19 protein-coding genes, 1 tRNA gene and 1 pseudogene are annotated in these 18,990 nt (G+C 69.5%); 11 read left to right on the forward strand and 10 right to left on the reverse strand.

Annotation, left to right across the window (positions count from 1 at the left end; all coding sequences use genetic code 11):
- Nucleotides 1–860 (reverse strand): annotated as a pseudogene (locus tag KD1_RS01390) (PucR family transcriptional regulator); the annotation flags it as partial.
- A 7-nt stretch (nucleotides 861–867) separates the two neighbouring features.
- Nucleotides 868–2,289, reverse strand: coding sequence for an argininosuccinate synthase (gene argG / locus KD1_RS01395; RefSeq protein WP_068396474.1), 1,422 nt, complete (start codon nucleotides 2,287–2,289; stop codon nucleotides 868–870).
- Nucleotides 2,290–2,461: 172 nt separating this feature from the next.
- On the opposite strand from argG, the gene KD1_RS01400 reads away from it, so the two are divergent.
- A complete protein-coding gene (locus KD1_RS01400) occupies nucleotides 2,462–3,616 on the forward strand; it encodes a glycerophosphodiester phosphodiesterase family protein (RefSeq protein WP_245627227.1) in 1,155 nt (384 codons plus the stop codon).
- 95 nt (nucleotides 3,617–3,711) lie between these two features.
- On the opposite strand, the gene aceE is transcribed toward KD1_RS01400, so the two are convergent.
- Nucleotides 3,712–6,483: a pyruvate dehydrogenase (acetyl-transferring), homodimeric type gene (aceE, locus tag KD1_RS01405; protein ID WP_068396565.1), complete on the reverse strand. Its 2,772-nt coding sequence runs from the start codon at nucleotides 6,481–6,483 to the stop codon at nucleotides 3,712–3,714.
- Nucleotides 6,484–6,622: 139 nt separating this feature from the next.
- Here aceE and KD1_RS01410 point away from each other — a divergent pair, with 139 nt between their 5' ends.
- From KD1_RS01410 to KD1_RS01430, 5 genes are all read left to right on the forward strand, one after another.
- Complete coding sequence (locus KD1_RS01410; RefSeq protein WP_245627228.1) at nucleotides 6,623–7,177, forward strand: PH domain-containing protein; 555 nt, start codon at nucleotides 6,623–6,625, stop codon at nucleotides 7,175–7,177.
- The gene (locus KD1_RS01415; protein ID WP_068396477.1) at nucleotides 7,174–8,682 is read left to right on the forward strand and encodes a PH domain-containing protein; all 1,509 of its coding nucleotides are present in this window, start codon (nucleotides 7,174–7,176) and stop codon (nucleotides 8,680–8,682) included. The genes KD1_RS01410 and KD1_RS01415 overlap by 4 nt, the downstream gene beginning before the upstream one ends.
- A gap of 61 nt (nucleotides 8,683–8,743) precedes the next feature.
- The gene (locus KD1_RS01420) at nucleotides 8,744–9,202 is read left to right on the forward strand and encodes a DUF3052 domain-containing protein (RefSeq protein WP_083541896.1); all 459 of its coding nucleotides are present in this window, start codon (nucleotides 8,744–8,746) and stop codon (nucleotides 9,200–9,202) included.
- 47 nt (nucleotides 9,203–9,249) lie between these two features.
- Nucleotides 9,250–9,729, forward strand: a complete 480-nt coding sequence (locus KD1_RS01425) for a peroxiredoxin (RefSeq protein ID WP_068396483.1) — start codon at nucleotides 9,250–9,252, stop codon at nucleotides 9,727–9,729.
- A 65-nt stretch (nucleotides 9,730–9,794) separates the two neighbouring features.
- Nucleotides 9,795–9,867: transfer RNA gene (locus KD1_RS01430), tRNA-Val, on the forward strand.
- Between the two features lie 30 nt (nucleotides 9,868–9,897).
- Here the strand turns inward: KD1_RS01430 and KD1_RS01435 are convergent.
- From KD1_RS01435 to KD1_RS01460, 7 genes are all read right to left on the reverse strand, one after another.
- Entirely contained in the window at nucleotides 9,898–10,734 is an 837-nt protein-coding gene (locus KD1_RS01435; RefSeq protein ID WP_068396486.1) for a DNA-3-methyladenine glycosylase family protein, read from the reverse strand.
- The gene (locus KD1_RS01440; RefSeq protein WP_068396489.1) at nucleotides 10,731–11,342 is read right to left on the reverse strand and encodes a DNA-3-methyladenine glycosylase I; all 612 of its coding nucleotides are present in this window, start codon (nucleotides 11,340–11,342) and stop codon (nucleotides 10,731–10,733) included. The genes KD1_RS01435 and KD1_RS01440 overlap by 4 nt, the downstream gene beginning before the upstream one ends.
- 80 nt (nucleotides 11,343–11,422) lie before the next feature.
- A complete protein-coding gene (locus tag KD1_RS16090) occupies nucleotides 11,423–11,698 on the reverse strand; it encodes an Ada metal-binding domain-containing protein (RefSeq protein WP_083541898.1) in 276 nt (91 codons plus the stop codon).
- Nucleotides 11,695–12,435: a 2OG-Fe(II) oxygenase gene (locus KD1_RS01445; RefSeq protein ID WP_068396492.1), complete on the reverse strand. Its 741-nt coding sequence runs from the start codon at nucleotides 12,433–12,435 to the stop codon at nucleotides 11,695–11,697. The genes KD1_RS16090 and KD1_RS01445 overlap by 4 nt, the downstream gene beginning before the upstream one ends.
- A complete protein-coding gene (locus KD1_RS01450) occupies nucleotides 12,432–13,046 on the reverse strand; it encodes a methylated-DNA--[protein]-cysteine S-methyltransferase (protein ID WP_068396495.1) in 615 nt (204 codons plus the stop codon). The genes KD1_RS01445 and KD1_RS01450 overlap by 4 nt, the downstream gene beginning before the upstream one ends.
- Nucleotides 13,043–13,540 (reverse strand): RNA polymerase sigma factor, encoded by a 498-nt coding sequence (locus KD1_RS01455; protein WP_370670726.1) that lies wholly within the window; start codon nucleotides 13,538–13,540, stop codon nucleotides 13,043–13,045. Before KD1_RS01455 ends, KD1_RS01450 begins: the two co-directional genes overlap by 4 nt.
- 203 nt (nucleotides 13,541–13,743) lie before the next feature.
- Nucleotides 13,744–15,192 carry an ArnT family glycosyltransferase gene (locus KD1_RS01460; RefSeq protein WP_068396498.1) on the reverse strand — a complete coding sequence of 483 codons (1,449 nt, stop codon included), beginning with the start codon at nucleotides 15,190–15,192 and terminating at the stop codon, nucleotides 13,744–13,746.
- Nucleotides 15,193–15,258: 66 nt separating this feature from the next.
- Between KD1_RS01460 and KD1_RS01465 the strand changes: the two genes are divergently transcribed.
- Genes KD1_RS01465 through KD1_RS01485 form a run of 5 tightly spaced genes read left to right on the forward strand, consistent with a single transcriptional unit; the run spans nucleotide 15,259 to nucleotide 18,979 of the window.
- Nucleotides 15,259–15,636, forward strand: coding sequence for an iron chaperone (locus tag KD1_RS01465; RefSeq protein ID WP_157073099.1), 378 nt, complete (start codon nucleotides 15,259–15,261; stop codon nucleotides 15,634–15,636).
- An 11-nt stretch (nucleotides 15,637–15,647) separates the two neighbouring features.
- Complete coding sequence (locus KD1_RS01470; RefSeq protein ID WP_068396504.1) at nucleotides 15,648–16,505, forward strand: Nif3-like dinuclear metal center hexameric protein; 858 nt, start codon at nucleotides 15,648–15,650, stop codon at nucleotides 16,503–16,505.
- Nucleotides 16,495–17,241, forward strand: coding sequence for a zinc ribbon domain-containing protein (locus KD1_RS01475; protein WP_068396507.1), 747 nt, complete (start codon nucleotides 16,495–16,497; stop codon nucleotides 17,239–17,241). Before KD1_RS01470 ends, KD1_RS01475 begins: the two co-directional genes overlap by 11 nt.
- Complete coding sequence (locus KD1_RS01480; protein ID WP_068396510.1) at nucleotides 17,241–18,431, forward strand: histidine phosphatase family protein; 1,191 nt, start codon at nucleotides 17,241–17,243, stop codon at nucleotides 18,429–18,431. Before KD1_RS01475 ends, KD1_RS01480 begins: the two co-directional genes overlap by 1 nt.
- Nucleotides 18,431–18,979 carry a hypothetical protein gene (locus KD1_RS01485; RefSeq protein WP_068396513.1) on the forward strand — a complete coding sequence of 183 codons (549 nt, stop codon included), beginning with the start codon at nucleotides 18,431–18,433 and terminating at the stop codon, nucleotides 18,977–18,979. Before KD1_RS01480 ends, KD1_RS01485 begins: the two co-directional genes overlap by 1 nt.
- Nucleotides 18,980–18,990 lie beyond the last annotated feature (11 nt).

Here is an 18,990-nt window from a genome sequence, read left to right on the forward strand (position 1 = left end):
GGCCAGGCCGGAGCGGCGCGCAGCCCGGCGAGCGCGGCCCGCGCCGATCGCCCGGAGGCGAACAGGTGCGGGACGGTCGGGCCGATGACGACGGGGCCCTCACCGAAGTGGTCGAGGATGGCATTGACCGCGTCGGTGGGCCGCTCACCGACCGCGCCGAGGATGCAGATCAGGCGGCGGCCCTGGATGGCCGAGAGCAGCGGATGTCCGGCGCGGCGGGCGATCCGGCGCATGCGGTCCAGGGGCTGGGTGGGATCCGAATGTCCGGCCGTGGCCGCGGGGACCGATCCGGCGACGACGACCACGTCGACGACTTGGCCCCAGCCCAATGCCGTTGCGCGAGAACGCATTCCCTCGTCGGCTTCGCCGCGGAGCACCGCATCGACGACGAGCGCCTCCAGCCGCGACTCGACCGCACCGTGCTCCTCGGCCGCCCCGGCGTAGATGCGGGCCGCCTCGAAGGCGAGTTCGCGGCTGTAGCGCAGGACGTTCTCGCGCAACGCGCCGAGGTCGCGGCGCGAGGCCAAGGAGTCGACCTGGCCCTCCACCTCGTCGACCACCGCCCGGATCAGGTCGAGGGTCTGCGCCAGGGTGATCGAGCGGGTCAGCTCCCGGGGCGCGGCGGCGAAGACCTCGGTGGCGTCCGGGTTGCGGGGCTGGTCGTCGCCGAGCCAGCGGATGAAGTCGGCGATGCCGGCCTGCGCGACGACCCCGACCCATGAGCGGTCGGCGGCGGACAGCGTCGAGTACCACGAGTACTCGGACTCGATGCGCTGCGCCGCCGCCGTGGCGAGCGCGCCGGCCTGCCGGGCGACGGTCCGTTTGGTGCCGCCGGACAGGCGCGCCGGCCGGTGATTCATCGCGTGATCAGTCGGTGCCGGACTCCATGGCGACCGCGTCGAGGAGCTCCTCGCCCTCGGACGGCTCGCCCGTCGAACCGGCGATCGCCTCGGCGCCACCGGGCTCGAGACGGCCGATGAGCTGCTCGTGGCTGGCCAGCAACTGGCCCTGGCTCGCGTACGTCTCGAGCTTGGCGCGCGAGTCGGCGATGTCGAGGTTGCGCATGGTCAGCTGACCGATGCGGTCCAGCGGGCCGAAGGCCGCGTCGACGGTGCGCTCCATCGAGAGCTTCTCGGGGTGGTAGGAGAAGCCCTCACCGGTCGTGTCGACGATGGTCCAGTCGTCGCCGCGGCGCAGGCGCACGGTGACCTCGCCGGTGACGACCGAGGCGACCCAGCGCTGGATCGACTCGCGCAGCATCAGGGACTGCGGGTCGAACCAGCGGCCCTCGTACATGAGGCGACCCAGGCGACGACCCTCGTTGTGGTAGTTCGACAGGGTGTCCTCGTTGTGGATCGCGTTGAGCAGGCGCTCGTAGGTGATGTGCAGCAGCGCCATGGCCGGAGCCTCATAGATGCCGCGCGACTTGGCCTCGATGATCCGGTTCTCGATCTGGTCGGACATGCCCAACCCGTGGCGACCGCCGATGGCGTTGGCCTCACGCACGAGCGCGACCGCGTCGCCGCCGAAGTCGTTGCCGTTGATCGCGACCGGGCGGCCTTGGACGAAGCGCACCGTGACGTCCTCGGCGGCGATCGCCACGGACTCGTCCCAGAACGCCACGCCCATGATCGGCTCGACGATCTCGATGCCGGCGTCGAGGTACTCGAGCTTCTTCGCCTCGTGGGTGGCGCCCCAGATGTTGGCGTCGGTGGAGTACGCCTTCTCCTTGGAGTCGCGGTAGGGCAGGTCACGCTCGCTGAGCCACTGGCTCATCTCGTCGCGACCGCCGAGCTCGGAGACGAACGCCTCGTCGAGCCACGGCTTGTAGATGCGCAGATCCGGGTTGGCCATGAGGCCGTAGCGGTAGAAGCGCTCGATGTCGTTGCCCTTGTACGTCGATCCGTCGCCCCAGATCGAGACTCCGTCTTCGTGCATCGCGCGCACGAGCAGGGTGCCGGTCACCGCGCGGCCCAGGGGAGTGGTGTTGAAGTACGTGCGACCACCCGAACGGATGTGGAACGCGCCGCAGGCGATGGCCGAGAAGCCCTCCTCGACGAGTGCGTGGGTGCAGTCGACCAGGCGCGAGGCCTCGGCGCCGTACGCCAGCGCACGGCCCGGGACGGAGGCGATGTCCGGCTCGTCGTACTGGCCGAGGTCGGCCGTGTATGTGAACGGGACGGCGCCCTTCTCGCGCATCCACGCGACCGCAACAGAGGTGTCGAGACCGCCGGAGAAGGCAATCCCGACGCGTTCACCGACAGGGAGGGAAGTCAGAACCTTGGACACGCGGGCCAGCCTAGGGCCTGAGGGGCGCTGACGTTGCGGCGGACCACGATGCGGTGTCGTCGCGGCCGATGATCGGCCGCACCCGGAGGACACCCAGAGTTCGGGTAGTGGACATGCAACGGTCATCTCGACGTTGCCCCCGGTGGGGTGGTCTGGGCCTACCTTCGCGCTCATGATGAAGCGCACCGCCGCCCTGGCCTCCGCCGCCGCCGTTCTCGCCGCCCCGCTCGTCGCGGGCACCGGCCACGCCGCTCCCGCCGACCCGGCCACGGGTCAGCAGAAGGGCCACTCCCGCGTGAACCCGTCCCTGACCAACCGGTTCGCCAGCCCGCTGGTGATCTCCCACCGCGGCGCCTCCGGCTACCGCCCCGAGCACACCCTCGCCGCGTACGAGTTGGCCGTCCAGCAGGGCGCCGACTACATCGAGCCCGACCTGGTCATGACCAAGGACGGCGTGCTCGTCGACCGTCACGAGAACAACATCACCGGCACCACCGACGTCTCCACCCGCGCCGAGTTCGCCGGCCGCAAGACGACCAAGGTCATCGACGGTGCCACCGAGACCGGCTGGTTCACCCAGGACTTCACCCTCGCCGAGCTCAAGACCCTGCGCGCCGTGGAGCGCCTGCCGTACCGCACCGAGTCGCACACCTACGACGGCAAGTTCGACGTGCCGACGTTCGAGGAGGACCTGCAGTTCCGGGAGTACCTCTCCAAGAAGTACGGCCGCGAGATCGGCATCATCCCCGAGATCAAGCACTCCACCTACCACCACTCGCTGGGCATGAACCCCGAGGTCGAGCTCGTTCGCCTGACGAAGAAGTACAAGCTCAACCGCCCGAACGCCCCGATGTTCGTGCAGTCCTTCGAACTGACCAACCTGCAGACCCTGCGCCGCGAGCTGGGCTACAAGGCCAACCTCGCCTTCCTGACGACGGTCAACGGAGGCCCGTTCGACCTGCGTCCCCAGGGCGTCACCTACGCGCAGCTCACCACCGCGGACTCGCTGAAGACCCTCGCCAAGGACATCAACGCCCTCGGCCCGGAGAAGAACGCCGTCATCGCCCGCAAGACCGACGGCACGCTCGGCGCGGAGACCGGTCTCGTCGGCCGCGCCCACGCCGCAGGCCTGGTCGTCACGCCGTGGACGTTCCGCTCGGAGAACACGTTCCTGCCGGTCGACTACCGCATCGGCACCGAGATCGGTGCGAACGGTCGCATGGCCGACGAGGCAGTGCGCTTCATGGAGGCCGGCGTCGACGGGCTGTTCTGCGACCAGCCGGATGTCTGCGTCAAGGCGCGCAACACCTTCCTCGCGCAGAACTGACCCTCGCCCCCGCACACACCCCCGCCGAGTGATGGATCCGCGTGGGCTATACCCGGGTATAGCCCACGCGGATCCATCACTCGGCGAGGGGGTTTCTAGGCGTCGCCGCCGGCGTTGCCCGTCGTGCCCGCCCGGACGTTGAGCAGGTCGTACTTCGCCGCGGCCTGCGCCGGGACGTCGGCCGCGACCCAGCCGCGGGCTGCGAGCAGCTGCAGCGTGCGCACGACCATCGAGGGCCCGTCGATGTGGAACGCGCGGCGAGCCGCGGCCCGCGTGTCCGAGAACCCGTACCCGTCGGCGCCCAGGGAGACGAACTCCTCCGGCACCCACTGGGCGATCTGGTCCGGCACGGCGCGCATGTAGTCGGACACCGCGACAACCGGGCCGACGGTCGGCTCCAGCTTCTGCGTCACGTACGGCACGCCCGCCGGCTCCTCCGGGTGGAGGAAGGCCCGCTCGTCGCACGCCATCGCGTCACGGCGCAACTCGCTCCACGAGGTGACCGACCAGACGTCGGCGGCCACACCCCAGTCGGAGCGCAGCAACTCCTGGGCCTCCATCGCCCACGGCATGGCCACGCCCGAGGCCAGCAACTGGGCCCGCGGCGGCGTCTCGCCCAAGCCCTCGGCGTTGGACGGCGCGTAGAGGTGCATGCCCTTGACGATGCCCTCGACGTCGACGTCCTTGGGCTCGGCCGGGTGGACGATCGGCTCGTTGTACAGCGTCAGGTAGTAGATGACGTTGCGGCTGTCCCCGTCGAGCGTCTCCGGCTCCGGGCCGTACATGCGCTTCAGGCCGTCACGCATGATGTGCGCGATCTCGAAGCCGTAGGCCGGGTCGTAGGAGTGGACCGCCGGATAGGCCGACGAGAGCAGCAACGAGTGGCCGTCGGCGTGCTGCAGACCCTCACCGGTCAGGGTGGTGCGCCCGGCGGTGGCGCCGAGCAGGAACCCGCGCGCCATCTGGTCGGTGGCCGCCCACAGGCCGTCACCGGCGCGCTGGAACCCGAACATCGAGTAGAAGATGTACATCGGGATCATCGGCTCACCATGCGTGGCGTACGACGTGCCGGCGGCCGTGAACGCCGCGACCGACCCGGCCTCGTTGATGCCGGTGTGGATGATCTGACCCTGCTGCGACTCCGTGTAGGCCAGCATCAGATCGGCGTCGACCGAGGTGTAGAGCTGGCCGTGCGGGTTGTAGATCTTCGCCGTCGGGAAGAGCGAGTCCATGCCGAACGTGCGGGCCTCGTCGGGGATGATCGGCACGACGCGCTTGCCGAACTCCTTGTCGCGCATGAGGTCCTTGAGCAGTCGCACCCACGCCATCGTCGTGGCGATCTGCTGCTTGCCCGACCCCTTGCGCGCGGCCTTGTAGGCGTCCTTGCCCGGCAACTCCGGAGCGGTGTACGCCACCGTGCGGTGCGGCAGCCCACCCCCGAGCTTCTCGCGGCGTTCGCGCATGTACTCGATCGCCTCGTCGTGTTCGCCGGGGTGGTAGTACGGCGGGCGGTACGGGTCCTTCTCGAGCGCCTCGTCGGAGATCGGGATGTGCAGCGAATCGCGCAGCCCCTTGAGGTCCTCCAGCGTGAACTTCTTCATCTGGTGCGTCGCGTTGCGGCCGGCGAAGTGCGTGCCCAGCCCGTAGCCCTTGATCGTCTTGGCGAGGATCACCGTGGGCTGACCGACGTGCTCGGTGGCTGCCTTGTAGGCGGCGTACACCTTGCGGTAGTCGTGCCCGCCGCGCTTGAGCTTCCACCACACGTCGTCGTCGGACCAGTCGGCGACCAGCTTGCGGGTGCGCGGATCGCGGTTGAAGAAGTGCTCTCGCACGTACTTGCCGTCGTTGGCCCGGAAGGTCTGATAGTCGCCGTCGAGCGTCTGGTTCATGAGGTTGACCAGGGCGCCGTCGCGGTCCGCGGCCAGCAGCGGGTCCCAGCCGCGACCCCAGACGACCTTGATGACGTTCCAGCCGGCGCCGCGGAAGAACGCCTCGAGCTCCTGGATGATCTTGCCGTTGCCGCGCACCGGGCCGTCGAGGCGCTGGAGGTTGGCGTTGATGACGAAGGTGAGATTGTCGAGCTCCTCGTAGGCGGCCGTGTGCAGCAGACCGCGGCTCTCGACCTCGTCCATCTCACCGTCACCGAGGAAGGCCCACACGCGCTGGTCGCTGGTGTCCTTGATGCCGCGGTTGTGCAGGTACTTGTTGAACTGCGCCTGGTAGATCGCGTTCATCGGGCCCAGACCCATCGAGACGGTCGGGAACTCCCAGAAGTCGGGCATCAACCTCGGGTGCGGGTAGGAGGGCAGCCCCATCTGCGTGCCGTCGGCCAGGAAGTGGCTACGTTCCTGACGGAAGCCGTCGAGCTGGTCCTCCGACAAGCGACCCTCGAGGAAGGCGCGGGCGTACATGCCGGGGGAGGCGTGACCCTGGAAGAAGATCTGGTCACCGCCGCCGGGGTGGGACTTGCCGCGCCAGAAGTGGTTGAAGCCCACCTCGTACAGCGTCGCGGCGGAGGCGTAGGTCGACAGGTGACCGCCGACGCCGATGCCCGGGGCCTGGGCCCGGTGGACGAGCATGCCGGCGTTCCAGCGCAGCAGGGCGCGGTAACGGCGCTCCACCTCTTCGTCGCCGGGGAACCAGGGCTCGTGCTCCGGGCTGATCGTGTTGATGTAGTCGGTCGTCGTCAGCGACGGCACGCCCACGTTCATCTGCCGCGCCTTGGCCAGCAGATTGAGCATGACGTAGCGGGCGCGGTCCCGGCCGCGCTCCTCCACCAAGCCGGAGAGGCTGTCCACCCACTCCTGGGTTTCAGCGGGGTCGATGTCCGGGAGATGGTTGGGGATCCCGTTCAGGATCGGTCCCATGTCCTCGCGGTCGAGCACGGTCGGTGTCCTTTCTCGCGACAGCCCCAGGTCCACCGTCGGGCCCTGCGGCGCATGACGACCATCCTTCCACCATTGTGAGCAGGCTCACGCATCTGGGGTGTCTGTCAGGATGACGACCATGCCCGACTCCATGCCAGCCGAGCCCGGCCCCATCGATCCTCAGCGCTACCCGCTCCCGGCCCCCAGCCCGGCGGTGACCCTCTACGACGACGGCGGGATCGCCTGGAACCGGGTCTCGCCCAAACTCGCCCACACCCGGTTGATCGTCGCCCTGGTGGTCAACCTCGTCCTCATGGTGGCGCTGGCCGTGGTGGCCGTGCTCTGGTGGCGCTGGGCGTGGATCGGGGTGGGACTCTTCGCCCTGGGCGCGGTGTTCGAACTGTGGCTGATCCCGCGACAGGTCCGTGCCATCACGTGGGCCGAACTCGGCGATGAGGTCGTGATCCGTCAAGGGCGGCTGCTGCGCTCGCTGGTGGCGATCCCGTACGGGCGACTGCAGTACGTCGATCTGACCTCCGGACCGCTGCTGCGCCACTACGGCCTGGCCACCTTGACGATGAACACGGCCTCGCCGATGTCCAGCGGCGAGATTCCCGGGATGCCGCTGGAGCAGGCCGAGGCGCTGCGGGAGCGGCTCATGCGCCGGGCCGAGGCTGAGCGGGCCGGACTGTGACCGACGACTCGAGACACGACGCTCCGCTCGCCGAGGTGACGGGCGACGCGGAGTGGCGTCGCTTCCATCCGCTCTCGCCGCTGGTGCGCGGTGGGCTCGTGCTCCTGGCGGTCGTCGGGTACTTCCTCAGCCAGTGGGTCGACCGGATCGCCAACTCGCTCGGTGGGGCCGCCTCCGCAGATGAGGGCGGCGGCCCGCCCCTGCTGGCGTACGCCGTCATCGTGCCCATCGTGGTGCTCGCGATCGCCCTGTTCGCGTGGGTGTCGTGGCGGTACTCCCGGTTCCGGATCGGGGAGGAATCGCTGGAGATGCGCAAGGGCGTGATTGTCCGCGAGCACCGGAAGGTCCGGCTGGACCGGATTCAGTCCGTTGACATCACCCGGTCGATCCTCGCCCGCGTGCTCGGGTTGGCCGAGGTGCGCGTGGAGTCGGCCGGCGGGTCGGACTCGCACGTCAGCCTCGCGTTCGTCACCCACGACGAGGCGCAGCAGATCCGTCGTCAGCTCATGCTTCGGGCGGCGGCGGCCGGGGCGGCAGGCCCGGGTGCCGGCGGTGACATCGACGGGGTCGGTGGCCCTTGGCCGGTCGGCGTGGGGGAGCGCGGTGAGGGCACGGAGCGCGGTGAGGGCACGGAGCTCCGTCTCGACCCGTCGCACGTGGACCCGGCCCGCGAGGGCACACCGTTGGTGCGCGTGCCCACCTGGCGCATCGTCGCCAGCACGCTGGCCGGACCGGGCATCGTCGCGCTCGTGCTCATCTGGCCGGTGCTCATCGTCGGCGTCGGCCTGGGGCTGTGGATCTTCGTGCTGCCGTGGTTGATCCCGGCGGTGCTGGGCATGGCCGCGCCGATCGGCGGGCGGATCCTGAAATGGTCCAACTTCACCCTCGATCGGCTGCCCGGAGCGGTGCGACTGCGGCGCGGTTTGACCGACACCGTGGCGAGCACGGTGCCGCTCAAGCGCGTGCAGGCCATCTCGGTGCAGCAGCCGTTCGCGTGGCGACCGTTCAACTGGTGGCGGGTCAAGGTCAACGTGGCCGGCGCGAAGATCTCCGAGTCCGAGGACCAGGGGGTGCTGCTGCCGGTCGGCACCCTCGAGGAGGCCCTGGCGGTCGTGGCCACGGTCGACCCGAACGTCGATCCGCACCTGCTCGTGCGCGGCCTGACCCAACCGCGTCAGGCCGACGGTTTCGAGGGCGCGCCGCCGCGGGCCCGGTGGGTCGACCCGGTGGCGTTCCGGCGGCGCGGGGTGGCGGTGACGCCGAGCTCGCTGCTCATTCGGGGCGGCTTCCTGGGGCGCAGGGTCAGCATCGTCCCGCACGCGCGGATCCAGTCGCTCACCCTCGATCAGGGGCCGATCCAGCGCACGCTGGGGCTGGCCAGCGTGCAGCCGATCAGCACCATGGGGCCGGTCCACCCGAACATCCAGCATCTGAGCCTCGAGCGGGCCCAGGCGGTGTTCAACGACGAGCGCGGGCGGGCATCACAGGCGCGGGTCCAATCGTGATGGGCCCCGCCGCCCGCGGTCGGGTGCCGCGAGACTCCCCGCGTGCACTAGGCTCCGCTCTGTGAGTGACTCACAGAAGGGAACAACGGCAGCGAACGCGCCGGCCACGACAGGCGAGCAGAGCGGCCCAGCCTCGAAGCTCGGGTTCGTGGCGGGACAGGTCATCCAGGAGTTCGGGTGGGACTCCGACGTCGATGACGACTTCCGCTTCGCCGTCGAGGACATCACCACCACCGAACTCGAGGACGAGGACTATACCGGAGTGGCCGACGGCGTCATCATGTGGTGGCGCGACGAGGACGGCGATCTCACGGACGCCTTGGTCGACGTGCTCACGCCGCTGGCCGAGGGGGGCTGCATCGCGCTGCTGACCCCGAAGCCGGGGCGGGCCGGAGAGGTCGATCCGAGCGAGGTCGAGGAGGCTGCGGTGACGTCGGGGCTGCACTTCTCCGGAACGGTCAACGCGTGCCCGGACTGGCTGGCCACGCGGCTGGTCGCGCCCAAGTCCGCCCGACGCTGACGCGGGGTCGTCCGGGGTCGTCCGAGGCGGCTGGCAGACTGACCGCCATGACCGTTGAAACCACCATCGCCCCCGTCGCCGTCGGCGACACCGCTCCGGACTTCACCCTGACCGACCAGAACGGCGAGAAGGTGACCCTGTCGTCCTTCCGCGGTGACAAGGCCGTCGTCGTCGTGTTCTACCCGTTCGCGTTCTCCGGTATCTGCACCGGTGAGCTGTGCGCGATCCGCGACGACCTGGGCTCCTTCGTCTCCGAGGACGTCCAGGTGCTCGCCGTCTCCACCGATCCGCGCTTCTCGCTGGCCGCGTTCGCGGACAAGGAGGGCTACTTCTTCCCGCTGCTGTCCGACTTCTGGCCGCACGGTGAGGTCGCGAAGGCCTACGGCGTGTTCAACGAGGCCACCGGCACCGCCGTGCGCGGCACGTTCCTCATCAACAAGGAGGGCGTGGTGACCTGGTCGCTCGTCAACGAGATGGGCCAGGCCCGTGACTTCGACGGCTACCGCGAGGCGGTTGCCGCACTCTGATCGGTGAGGGATTCCGGGCGTGCCGTACGCTGTCCACCTGCGTGGGCGCGTACGGCGCGCCCGTGGGGCCTGTAGCTCAGTTGGTAGAGCACCGCGTTTACACCGCGGGTGTCGTCGGTTCGAGCCCGGCCGGGCCCACCCAACGGGTTGTTGTGCACAGCGACCGGATCACAAGTACGCGGCGTCCGTCCACAGATGCAGCAGCGCGTAGGAGCGGTAGGGCGCCCACTCCTGTGCGCGAGTTGCCGCCGCCTTCTGATCGAGTCCGAGCGCGCGGCGTGCGACGAGGTCGGCGGGCGCGAAGGTGTCGGGGTGGTGGAGCGCGCGGACGAGCAGATAGTCCGCCGTCCACGGGCCGATCCCCGTGATGCCGAGGAGCAGGCTGCGGGCATCTGCGGCCGGGAGGTTGTGCAGGAGCGAACCGTCAGCCCACCGGTTTGACACCTCGTGGAGCGTCCGGGCACGGGTATGCGTGAGGCCCGTGCATCCCTGAATCTCCTCGACGCTGAGCTGTGCCAGGGTCGCCGCGTCGGGGAAGGCTCGAAGGCCATCCAACGGGTTGCCGTGGGCGGCGACCAGGCGACTCGCGAAGGTGCGTGCGGCGGCGAGGGAGACCTGTTGACCGATGACGGTCGTTGCGACGGCCTCGAACTCGTCCGGGTAGCCGATGATCCGCAGCCCGGGTCGGCGCGCGACCAGTGGGCCCAGGGTCGGGTCGGTGGCGAACTGTCGCTCGATCCGATCCGTATCGGTGTCGAGGTCGAACCATCGGCGGATCAGCGCCGCCAAGGATCTGGGATCGTCGATGGTGCGATCAACGGAGGCAGTCGCCCCCTGCGGGTCGAGGGTGATCGCCACGCGCGCTGGCGCTCCGTCGATATCGAGGATTCGCCGGTAGGTGGTGCCATCGAGTTCTTCGGCGCAGGGGATTGCGTGCGCTGTCAGCATGGCCAGCGCGGCTTCGTGGTGGAACGGCCCTCGCGCGGGGACGCGGATGACGTTCATTCGGGCCAGATGCCGGAGGTGCCGCGTCGGTGGGAGCCAAGCAGGTGTGTATCGACGATGCCGATCGCTTCCATCAGCGCGTACATCGTGGTCGGTCCGACGAAAGTGAATCCGCGCCGGCGGAGTTCCTTCGACAAGGCCACAGACTCGGGCGAGGTGGTGGGGATGTCCTCGATTCGCCGTGGGCGGGGCGTCGATGTGGGTTGGAACGACCAAATCAGCGCCGACAGCCCCATGTCGTCGCGCAGTTCGATCGTTGCCTGCGCGTTCCGGATCGTGGCGACGATCTTCTGCCGGTTCCGGACGATTCCCGGATCGGCGAGCAGTCGCTCGACGTCCCGTTCGCCGTAGCCAGCAACGACATCGGGGGTGAAGCCGTCAAACGCCGCCCTGAACCTCGGACGTTTGCGGAGGATCGTCGCCCACGACAGGCCGGCTTGGAACGCTTCGAGGCAGACACGTTCGAACACGCCACGTTCGTCGGTGACCGGCATTCCCCACTCGGTGTCGTAGTAGTCGCGCAGCAACGGGTCGGCCGATGCCCACGCCGGACGGGCCAACCCGTCGGCGCCGATGACGACGCCGGGGTCGATAGTGGGTTCAGTCATACAGATCGCGATTCTCTTTCATTCGGTGAATCCGGTCATGCGCATGGTGATGTTGATGGGCCCGGTAGCCGGTGGGCCGGTCAGGGGCTCCAAGGTTCCCCTCGATCCCGCGCGCCCTTCCAGGCCTGATAGAGCTCCCTGCAGCAAGCTCCGCAGGGCCGGTAGCCGGCTGCCACGGCGGTCCCCTCATTGGCGAAGAACACCCGGTTCTTCACGTAGCCTCCGCGTGCGATCGCCCGCAGAGCCGCAGGGCAGTCGAGTCGGCCGTAGATTCTTCCACCGCGATGGCCGCCCCATGTGCCCTTGCGGGCAGAGGTGTAAGGACGGCCATCTGCGCCGGTGAGCGTGTAGCTCATGCTGCGTCGTGGAAGACGAGGGCGAGCGTGTGCCGTTCACCGGAGCGGATCGCGGAGACGCCGTGTCGCACGGGCGCGGCCGACCAGCCACGAGCGGACCGTACGGGACGGTCGCGGGTGGTGAATACGTAGCCATGCCCGTGTGGGAGCAGGGTCGCCGTGCCCCGTGACTGGGCGCGGGGTCGCTGTTCGAGCAGCAGGAACTCGCCGCCGGTATGGTCCACACCGGGCTCGTTCAGGTTGATGACGACTTGGAGCGGGAACACGAGATCACCGTAGAGATCGCGATGCAGCGCATTCCAGTCCTTCTCCCCATACTTCAACAGAATCGCCGTCGATTTGGTCTGCCCGGCCTCGTGGCACATCGCCAGCCACTCGTCCAGAGTGTCCGGCCACGGCGTCTCGCGACCCAGCTTGGCCCACCAGTCTTGGGCGATGGGAAGCAGCCGCGGGTAGAGCGCCTGCTTGAGCCGTTCGATCGGTTCCGGGTAGGGGGCGTGGAAATACCGGTACTGGCCCTCACCAAAACGGTGGCGACCCATGTTGATCGTGCTTCGGAACAGTTCCTGGCTGTCGTAGAGGTCACGAAACTCCACGGTCTCCGCCGGCGTCAAGAGTTGCGGCAGGAGTGCCCCGCCGTACTCATTGATCTCGGCGGTCACGGCGGGCCAATCGGCCGACTCGACACGCTCACGCCACGGGTCGGCGGTCTTGTTCGGCTTCTTGGTGGTGATCATGCTGCGGCCTCCAATGCGAGCAGGGTGGTCTTGGCCTCCAGACCACCGATGTATCCACCCAGCGACCCATCGGTGCGCAGCACCCGGTGGCAGGGCACGACGACCGGAAGCGGGTTAGTCGCGCAGGCCGTGCCGACCGCACGTACCGCCTTCGGGTTGCCGACCAGTTCGGCCACCTCCCGGTAACTGCGGGTCTGCCCATAGCCGATCTCCGGCAGGTGCCGCTGCACGAGCTGACGGAATCCTCGGGACAGCGACAGATCGAGGGTGAGATCGAAGGCCTTCCGCTTGTGGTCGAAGTACTCCTCCAGCTCACGCGCCGCGGTGTCGAGCTGCCTCGGGGAACGCAGAATGCGGGGGCTGACCTTGACGGCCAAATGCTCCAGCACCCGGGCGTGATCCTCGACGGCGTAGGCCACGCGGATCAGGCCCTTCGGGGTGGTCGCGAGCAGCAGTTTCCCGACCGGGCTGTCCACGATCGTGTAGGCCACGTCGAGAAGACCCTCGGTCTGTGCCGCGGTCTCCAGCCTGCCGTGCAGCCGCTTCAGAGTCTGGCCGTCAATGGGCGCGGACAGGACGGCGACGGTCTCGTCGGGGGTCGTGTCGTTCATGTGCTTACTCCTTTCGTTGTGGCGCCCGGATGGTTCTTTCTGAGGTTCTTGAGTCCGTCGGCGGCGGCTCTGCGGGCCGCGTCGACGGTGCCGCCGGTGACGTCAGCGATCTCTGCGTACGACATTCCGGCGAGATAGCGGAAGGTGATCGCCTGCCGCTGCCTGCTCGGCAACTGGCCGACGCACGCCCACACGTCGGCGTCGTCCGTGCCGGGGATTCCCAGCGCGGTCGGAGCTTCGGGAAGTTCCTCCACCGGCAGCGGGTTGCGTGCGGTTGCCCGGTGCACATCGATGGCCTTGCGGCGGGCGATCGTCACCAGCCACGCCTCGACGTTTGCGGTGTCCGGCAGGTTCGGGTACGCGCGCATCGCCGCGAGGAAGGTCTCCGACCAGGCATCGTCCGCGTCGTGCATGCCCAGAACTGCACGGCAGACACGCAGCACGGTGACGCCGTGCTGCGTGACTACTCTCTCGAATGGTTCTTTCATCTTCATCCCATGGCATGCGGCTGTGGCGAGCGTTTCGTGAGGTGTATCAGAACAATCGACCCGCGCTTCCCTTCTCCTTGTACCTTGAAGACGGTGGTGAAACGCAGAACGTGAGATGGGTGCCGATATTCGGTTCGAGGTTCGTCGCCGAGTTCGTCAGGATGGGTCAACCTCGGCTGCCACGCCAGTCGTCCCCTTCGAACGTCACCTCAGGACAAGGAACGCAGGTCGTCCCAGACCTCGGGCCAAGTGCCGTGTAGGCCCCGACAGATGAGGATCGGCTGGCCCTGGACCTCGGTGTCGATGCCCAGGCCGTTGTCGACCGTGGCCACCTGCGTGCAGGCATCGAAGTGTCGCGCCAGGGTGCCGTCGGGGCGGAATCGGACGGCCACCACGGTGGCGTCATCGTCGCTCGGTCGTCGGAAGTCCGCGTAGGCGTTGTGTGGTGAGTAGGCCGGCGGCAGGCCGCGCGCAGGGCCGAACAGGTCGATCGCGCCGGCCTCGCCGTAGCTGGCGGTCAGGACGATGACGCGGTCACGCTCGTCTATGGGCAGGCTCGCGACCACCCCGCCGATGTGGTCGACCAACTGCGGCCAGCCGGTCGTCTCGGCCACGGCTTCGTTGGCCAACGCCGTCGCCGGGACCGTCGACACGGGCAGGAGGGGCAGGGCGATCGGGAGGGCCACGACGGCGTTGATGGCCACAGCGCTCCAGCGCACGCCGGTCGCGGCGATGCCGGCCAGGGCCACGGCGACGGTGAGCGGGAGGGCGTAATAGGGGCGACCACCGGTGGCGAAGGTCAACGCGAGGGCGGTCGGCCAGGCCCACAGCAGCGGGCGGAAGACCCGGCCCGCCCCGTCGGTGGCCAACCAGCGGGTGCCGCGGAGCAGAGCGGGGACGAACAGCGGGCCCAGAAGCAGGATCTGCAGCGGGAGCAGCGTGATGCGGTTCTCGGCGCCGAGGCGGTCCGAGAGCGCCTGCGCCATCTCGAACTGCGGCCAGCCGTTCCTCGCCTGCCACACGAGGGTCGGGGCCGCCAGCGCCAGGACCAGCACACCCGCTCCGGCGAGCCACCAGGAGCGCAGCAGGTCCCAGCGACGCTCCGCCACGAGACCGGCGAGCAGAGCCAGGCCGAGGAGAACGATGAGGTTCTTGTTCAGCATCGATACCCCGGCTACGGCGCCGATCGCGACCCAGGTGCGCGTCTCACCGGTGCGCAGGAGCCGCGCCATGAGCCACAGCACGAGGCTCCACGCGAGCAGGTCGAACGTGCCCGTCGAGAGCAGATGCCCGACCCCGAGGGTGAAACCACCGGTCGCGACGACGACGGCGCCGAGAAGTTGGCGGTGTCGGTCTCCGCCGAGCTCGCGCACGAACAGGGCTCCGGCGATGACCGTCCCCGCCGTGGCCAGCGCCGACATCAGCCGCAGCGCCACGAGACTCCCCGGGGCGACGGTGTCGGCGAGCCGCGCGATGAACGGCGTCAGCGGCGGTTGGTCGACGTACCCCCACGCCAGGTGTTGGCCGGCCTCGAGGAAGTACATCTCGTCGCGATGCCAGCCATACCGGGGGGCCACGACGACGAGGAGCGCAGCGGTGGCAGCGGCCACGACCGCCACCGCGAGGGTCGGCGTCCGGCGATCCACAATGGTGGCCACCCGACCATCGTCCCGTCGATCACGTCGGCTGTCGACACGTTTGCCCCTGCCTGTCACTCTGGTGGGGTGAGCGCAGATGCCGTGGAGACGTACCTGGCCGGGCTCGACGAGCCCCAGCGATCCACCCTGACGGCCGTGGCGGACCGGATCCGCGAACTCGTGCCGCAGGCCGAACCGGTCATCGCCTACGGGGTCCCGGCCTTCCGGGTCGGCAAGACCAACATCGCGGGACTGGCCGCCTATGCCCACCACCTGAGCTACCTGCCGCACAGCGGATCGGTGTTGGCGTCACTCGCCGACGAGTTGGACGGGTACCAGTGGTCGAAGGGCGCGCTGAAGTTCGCGGTCGACGAACCGCTGTCGCGCGAACTGATCGCCACGCTCATCGACGCGCGCCTGTCGGAGTTGGGCCTGTCGAGAGGTGATGTCGGCGCGGTTGGGTAGCGTCTGACCCCATGACGACCACCCTTGCCGAGGTCCTCAGCGTGCTCGAGGAGTTCTACCCGGCCGATTCGGCGCAGTCGTGGGACCGCGTGGGCTTGGTGACCGGCGACCCGGCCCAGCCCGTCACGCGCATCCACTTCGCGGTCGACCCCACGCTCGCGGTCATCGACGAGGCCCGCAAGGGCGGCGCCGACCTGCTCATCACCCACCACCCGCTGCTGTTGCGCGGCGTGCACAGCCTGGCGACAACCACTGCCAAGGGCGCGGCGGTGACGTCGCTGATCGTCTCCGACATCGCCCTGTTCTGCGCGCACACCAACGCCGACTCGGCCGACCCGGGGGTCAACACCGCGCTGGCCGCCGCGTGCGGCCTGACCGAGACGCAGCCGCTGACGATCAGCGAGGGCAGCCCGCTCGGCCTCGTCGGGGACCTGCCGCAGAGCCTGCGCCTGAGCGACTTCGCCGCGGCCCTGGCCGGGAATCTGCCCACGACCGCCGGGGGCATTCGGGTCGCCGGGCCGTTCGACGCTCCGGTACGTCGTATCGCCGTGCTTGGCGGGTCGGGTGACTCGCTGTTCGACGCCGTGCGCGCCAGTGCCGCTGACGTGTACGTCACCGCCGACCTGCGCCACCACCCGGCCAGCGAGGCGCGCGAAGAGGCTCGTGGCGGCGCTCCGTATCTCATCGATGCCGGCCATTGGGCGACCGAGTCGCTGTGGCTGGCGCACGCTCGCGACCGTCTGCTGGCCGCGCTGTCGGAGCGCGGTGTCGACCCGACTAGGTTGGAGACTCACATCAGTGCCGTGCGCACCGATCCCTGGGACTTCGTCGTCGGGGCCCAACCCCTTGGAGGAACTCGTGAAGGCTGACCCGTTCCGGCAGCAGCGCCTACTCGATCTGCAGGCGATCGACACCCGTCTGGACCAGATCGCGCACGCCCGCGCCCACCTGCCCCAGGCGGCCCAGCTGGCGCGGGCCACCGATGCCGCCGAGGTGGCGCGGGGCAATCTCGTCCTGGCCGAGACGGAGCTCGGTGACGTCCAGCGGGAGGTGTCGCGCGCCGAGACCGAGGTCAAGCAGGTCCGTGACCGGGCCGAGCGCGACCGGGCCCGACTGGACTCCGGCACGGGCACGTCGAAGGAACTGCTCGCGATCCAGCAGGAACTCGAGTCGCTCGGCCGCCGACAGGCGACGCTCGAGGACGTCGAGCTCGAGGCCATGGAGCGCGCGGAGGCGGCGTCTGCCGAGGCGGACCGACTGCGGGCCATCAGCGACGAGGCCGCTGCGCAGGTCTCGACGCTCACGGCCGAGCGGGACGCCGCGATGGTCGACCTCGACGCCGAGGCCACCGAGGTCGCGGCCGGGCGACCCGCCGTCGTCGAGGCGGTCGGACCGGAGCTGGCGGCGCTGTTCGACAGCATCCGCGCGGCCCAGGGAGGCATCGGCGCGGCCGAGCTCAAGGGCCGGCGCTGCATGGGGTGCCAGCTCGAACTCAACGCCGGCGAACTGGGGCGCATCGCCAACACGCCCGCCGACGTCGTCGTGCGATGCGAGGAGTGCGAGCGGATTCTCGTGCGGATCCCGAGCACAGACGGCGCCGCCTGATGGGTCGACGACTCCGGATCGAGGCCGACGGCGGGTCTCGGGGCAATCCCGGGGTGGCCGGGTACGGCGCGGTCGTGCGCGATGGCGACACCGGCGCGGTGCTGATTCGGCGCGCGGCCCCGCTGGGCAAGGCGAGCAACAACGTCGCGGAGTACCGCGGGCTGATCGCCGGGCTCGAAGCCGTACTGCTCATCGAGCCGGGTGCGCAGGTCGTCGCGGCCATGGACTCCAAGCTCGTCGTCGAGCAGATGAGCGGCAACTGGAAGATCAAGCACCCGGCGATGCGCACGCTGGCGTTGCAGGCGCGCGACCTGGCCACGGAGATCACGCAGGCCGGCGGCACCGTGATGTACACGTGGATCCCGCGCGCCCAGAACGGGCTGGCCGACACCCTGTCCAACGACGGGATGGACGGCAAGGAGATCGACGACCGCTCCGGGTGGGAGGCCGAGCTGGGGTTGCCGGCGGCGGCCGACACCCGGCCGCACTCGGACCCCGGGCTGCCGACCTTCGGGCGGGTCGAGTCGCCGCCGGACGATCTTGTCGACGAGGACGAGGTGCCGGCGACGATCCCGCACCGGCGCACGCCGACGCGCATCGTGCTCGTGCGGCACGGGGTGACGGCGTTCACCGAGCAGGGGTTGCTCGACGGGCGCGGTGGCGCGGACCCGGAGTTGAGCCGCCTGGGCATCGAACAGGCGCAGGCCGCGGCCCGGGCGACGCAGCATCTCGTCGGTGAGGACGAGGTACGGGTCATCACCTCGAGCCTGGCCCGCGCCCGGCAAACCGGCGGCATCATCGCGAAGGCGCTCGACGTCGCTCCGTCAATCGACCCCGATTGGGACGAGCAGTCGTTCGGGGACTGGGACGGAGCGGCGATGAAGGACCTCTTCGCCACGTCGGCCGCGGAGTTCGATCGCCTGCGGGTCGAGCCCGACTACGCCCGACCTGGCGGAGAATCGCATGCCCAGCTGAGCGAGCGCGTCCTGTCCGCCTTCGCTCGGGTCGTGGCCCCTGGCGGCACCAGTGTGGTCGTGTGTCATCGCAAGCCGATCATGGTCGTGCTCGCCGACCTCCTCGAGGTGCCCATGGCGAAGCAGTGGCGGCTGGCAGCGGCACCGGCCTCGCTGAGTGCGATCGAGATCTGGCCCAACCGAGAGGCGATCATCTCGTTCACCAACCGGACCTGATGCTCCCGCTCGTCGACGCCGCCGAGGCCGCCTCCTCGGTGCCGCATTGGGTCATCGCGGCCGGGCTGCTCGGCGCGTTCGCGTTCGGCGTGGCGTCGGCGTTCTTCCCGCCGCTCAACGCCGAGATCTTCGCGCTCGCGGCGCCGCTGGCGTTCCCGAATCAGTGGTTGGCCGCGACGGTCGTGATGACGCTAGGGCTGATGGGCGGCAAGGTGTCGCAGTTCCTCATGGTGCGGTACGGCAGCGACTGGTGGTCGAATCGGCGCACCGAGGGGGAGGCGCGCAGCAAGCGGGAGAAGGACCTGCCGGTGTGGCGGCGGCGTTTGGCGCAAGGGTCGAGGTACCTGATCTCACTGCTGGATCACCGTGTGGCCGGCGGAGCGGTGATCTTCGCCTCGGGCGCGGTGGGCTTTCCGCCGCTGGCACTGGTGACGCTGGCGGCCGGAGCGCGGCCCGTGCCGGTGTGGTGGTTCGCGCTCGTCGGGACCTTTGGCTGCCTGGTGCGATTCGTCGTGACCGCGGCGCTGGTGGCGTGGGCGCTGCCCTGAGGTGCTGGGTC

The organism is Kribbia dieselivorans NBRC 106261, from assembly GCF_001552435.1.
In the GTDB taxonomy this organism is placed as follows: domain Bacteria; phylum Actinomycetota; class Actinomycetes; order Actinomycetales; family Dermatophilaceae; genus Kribbia; species Kribbia dieselivorans.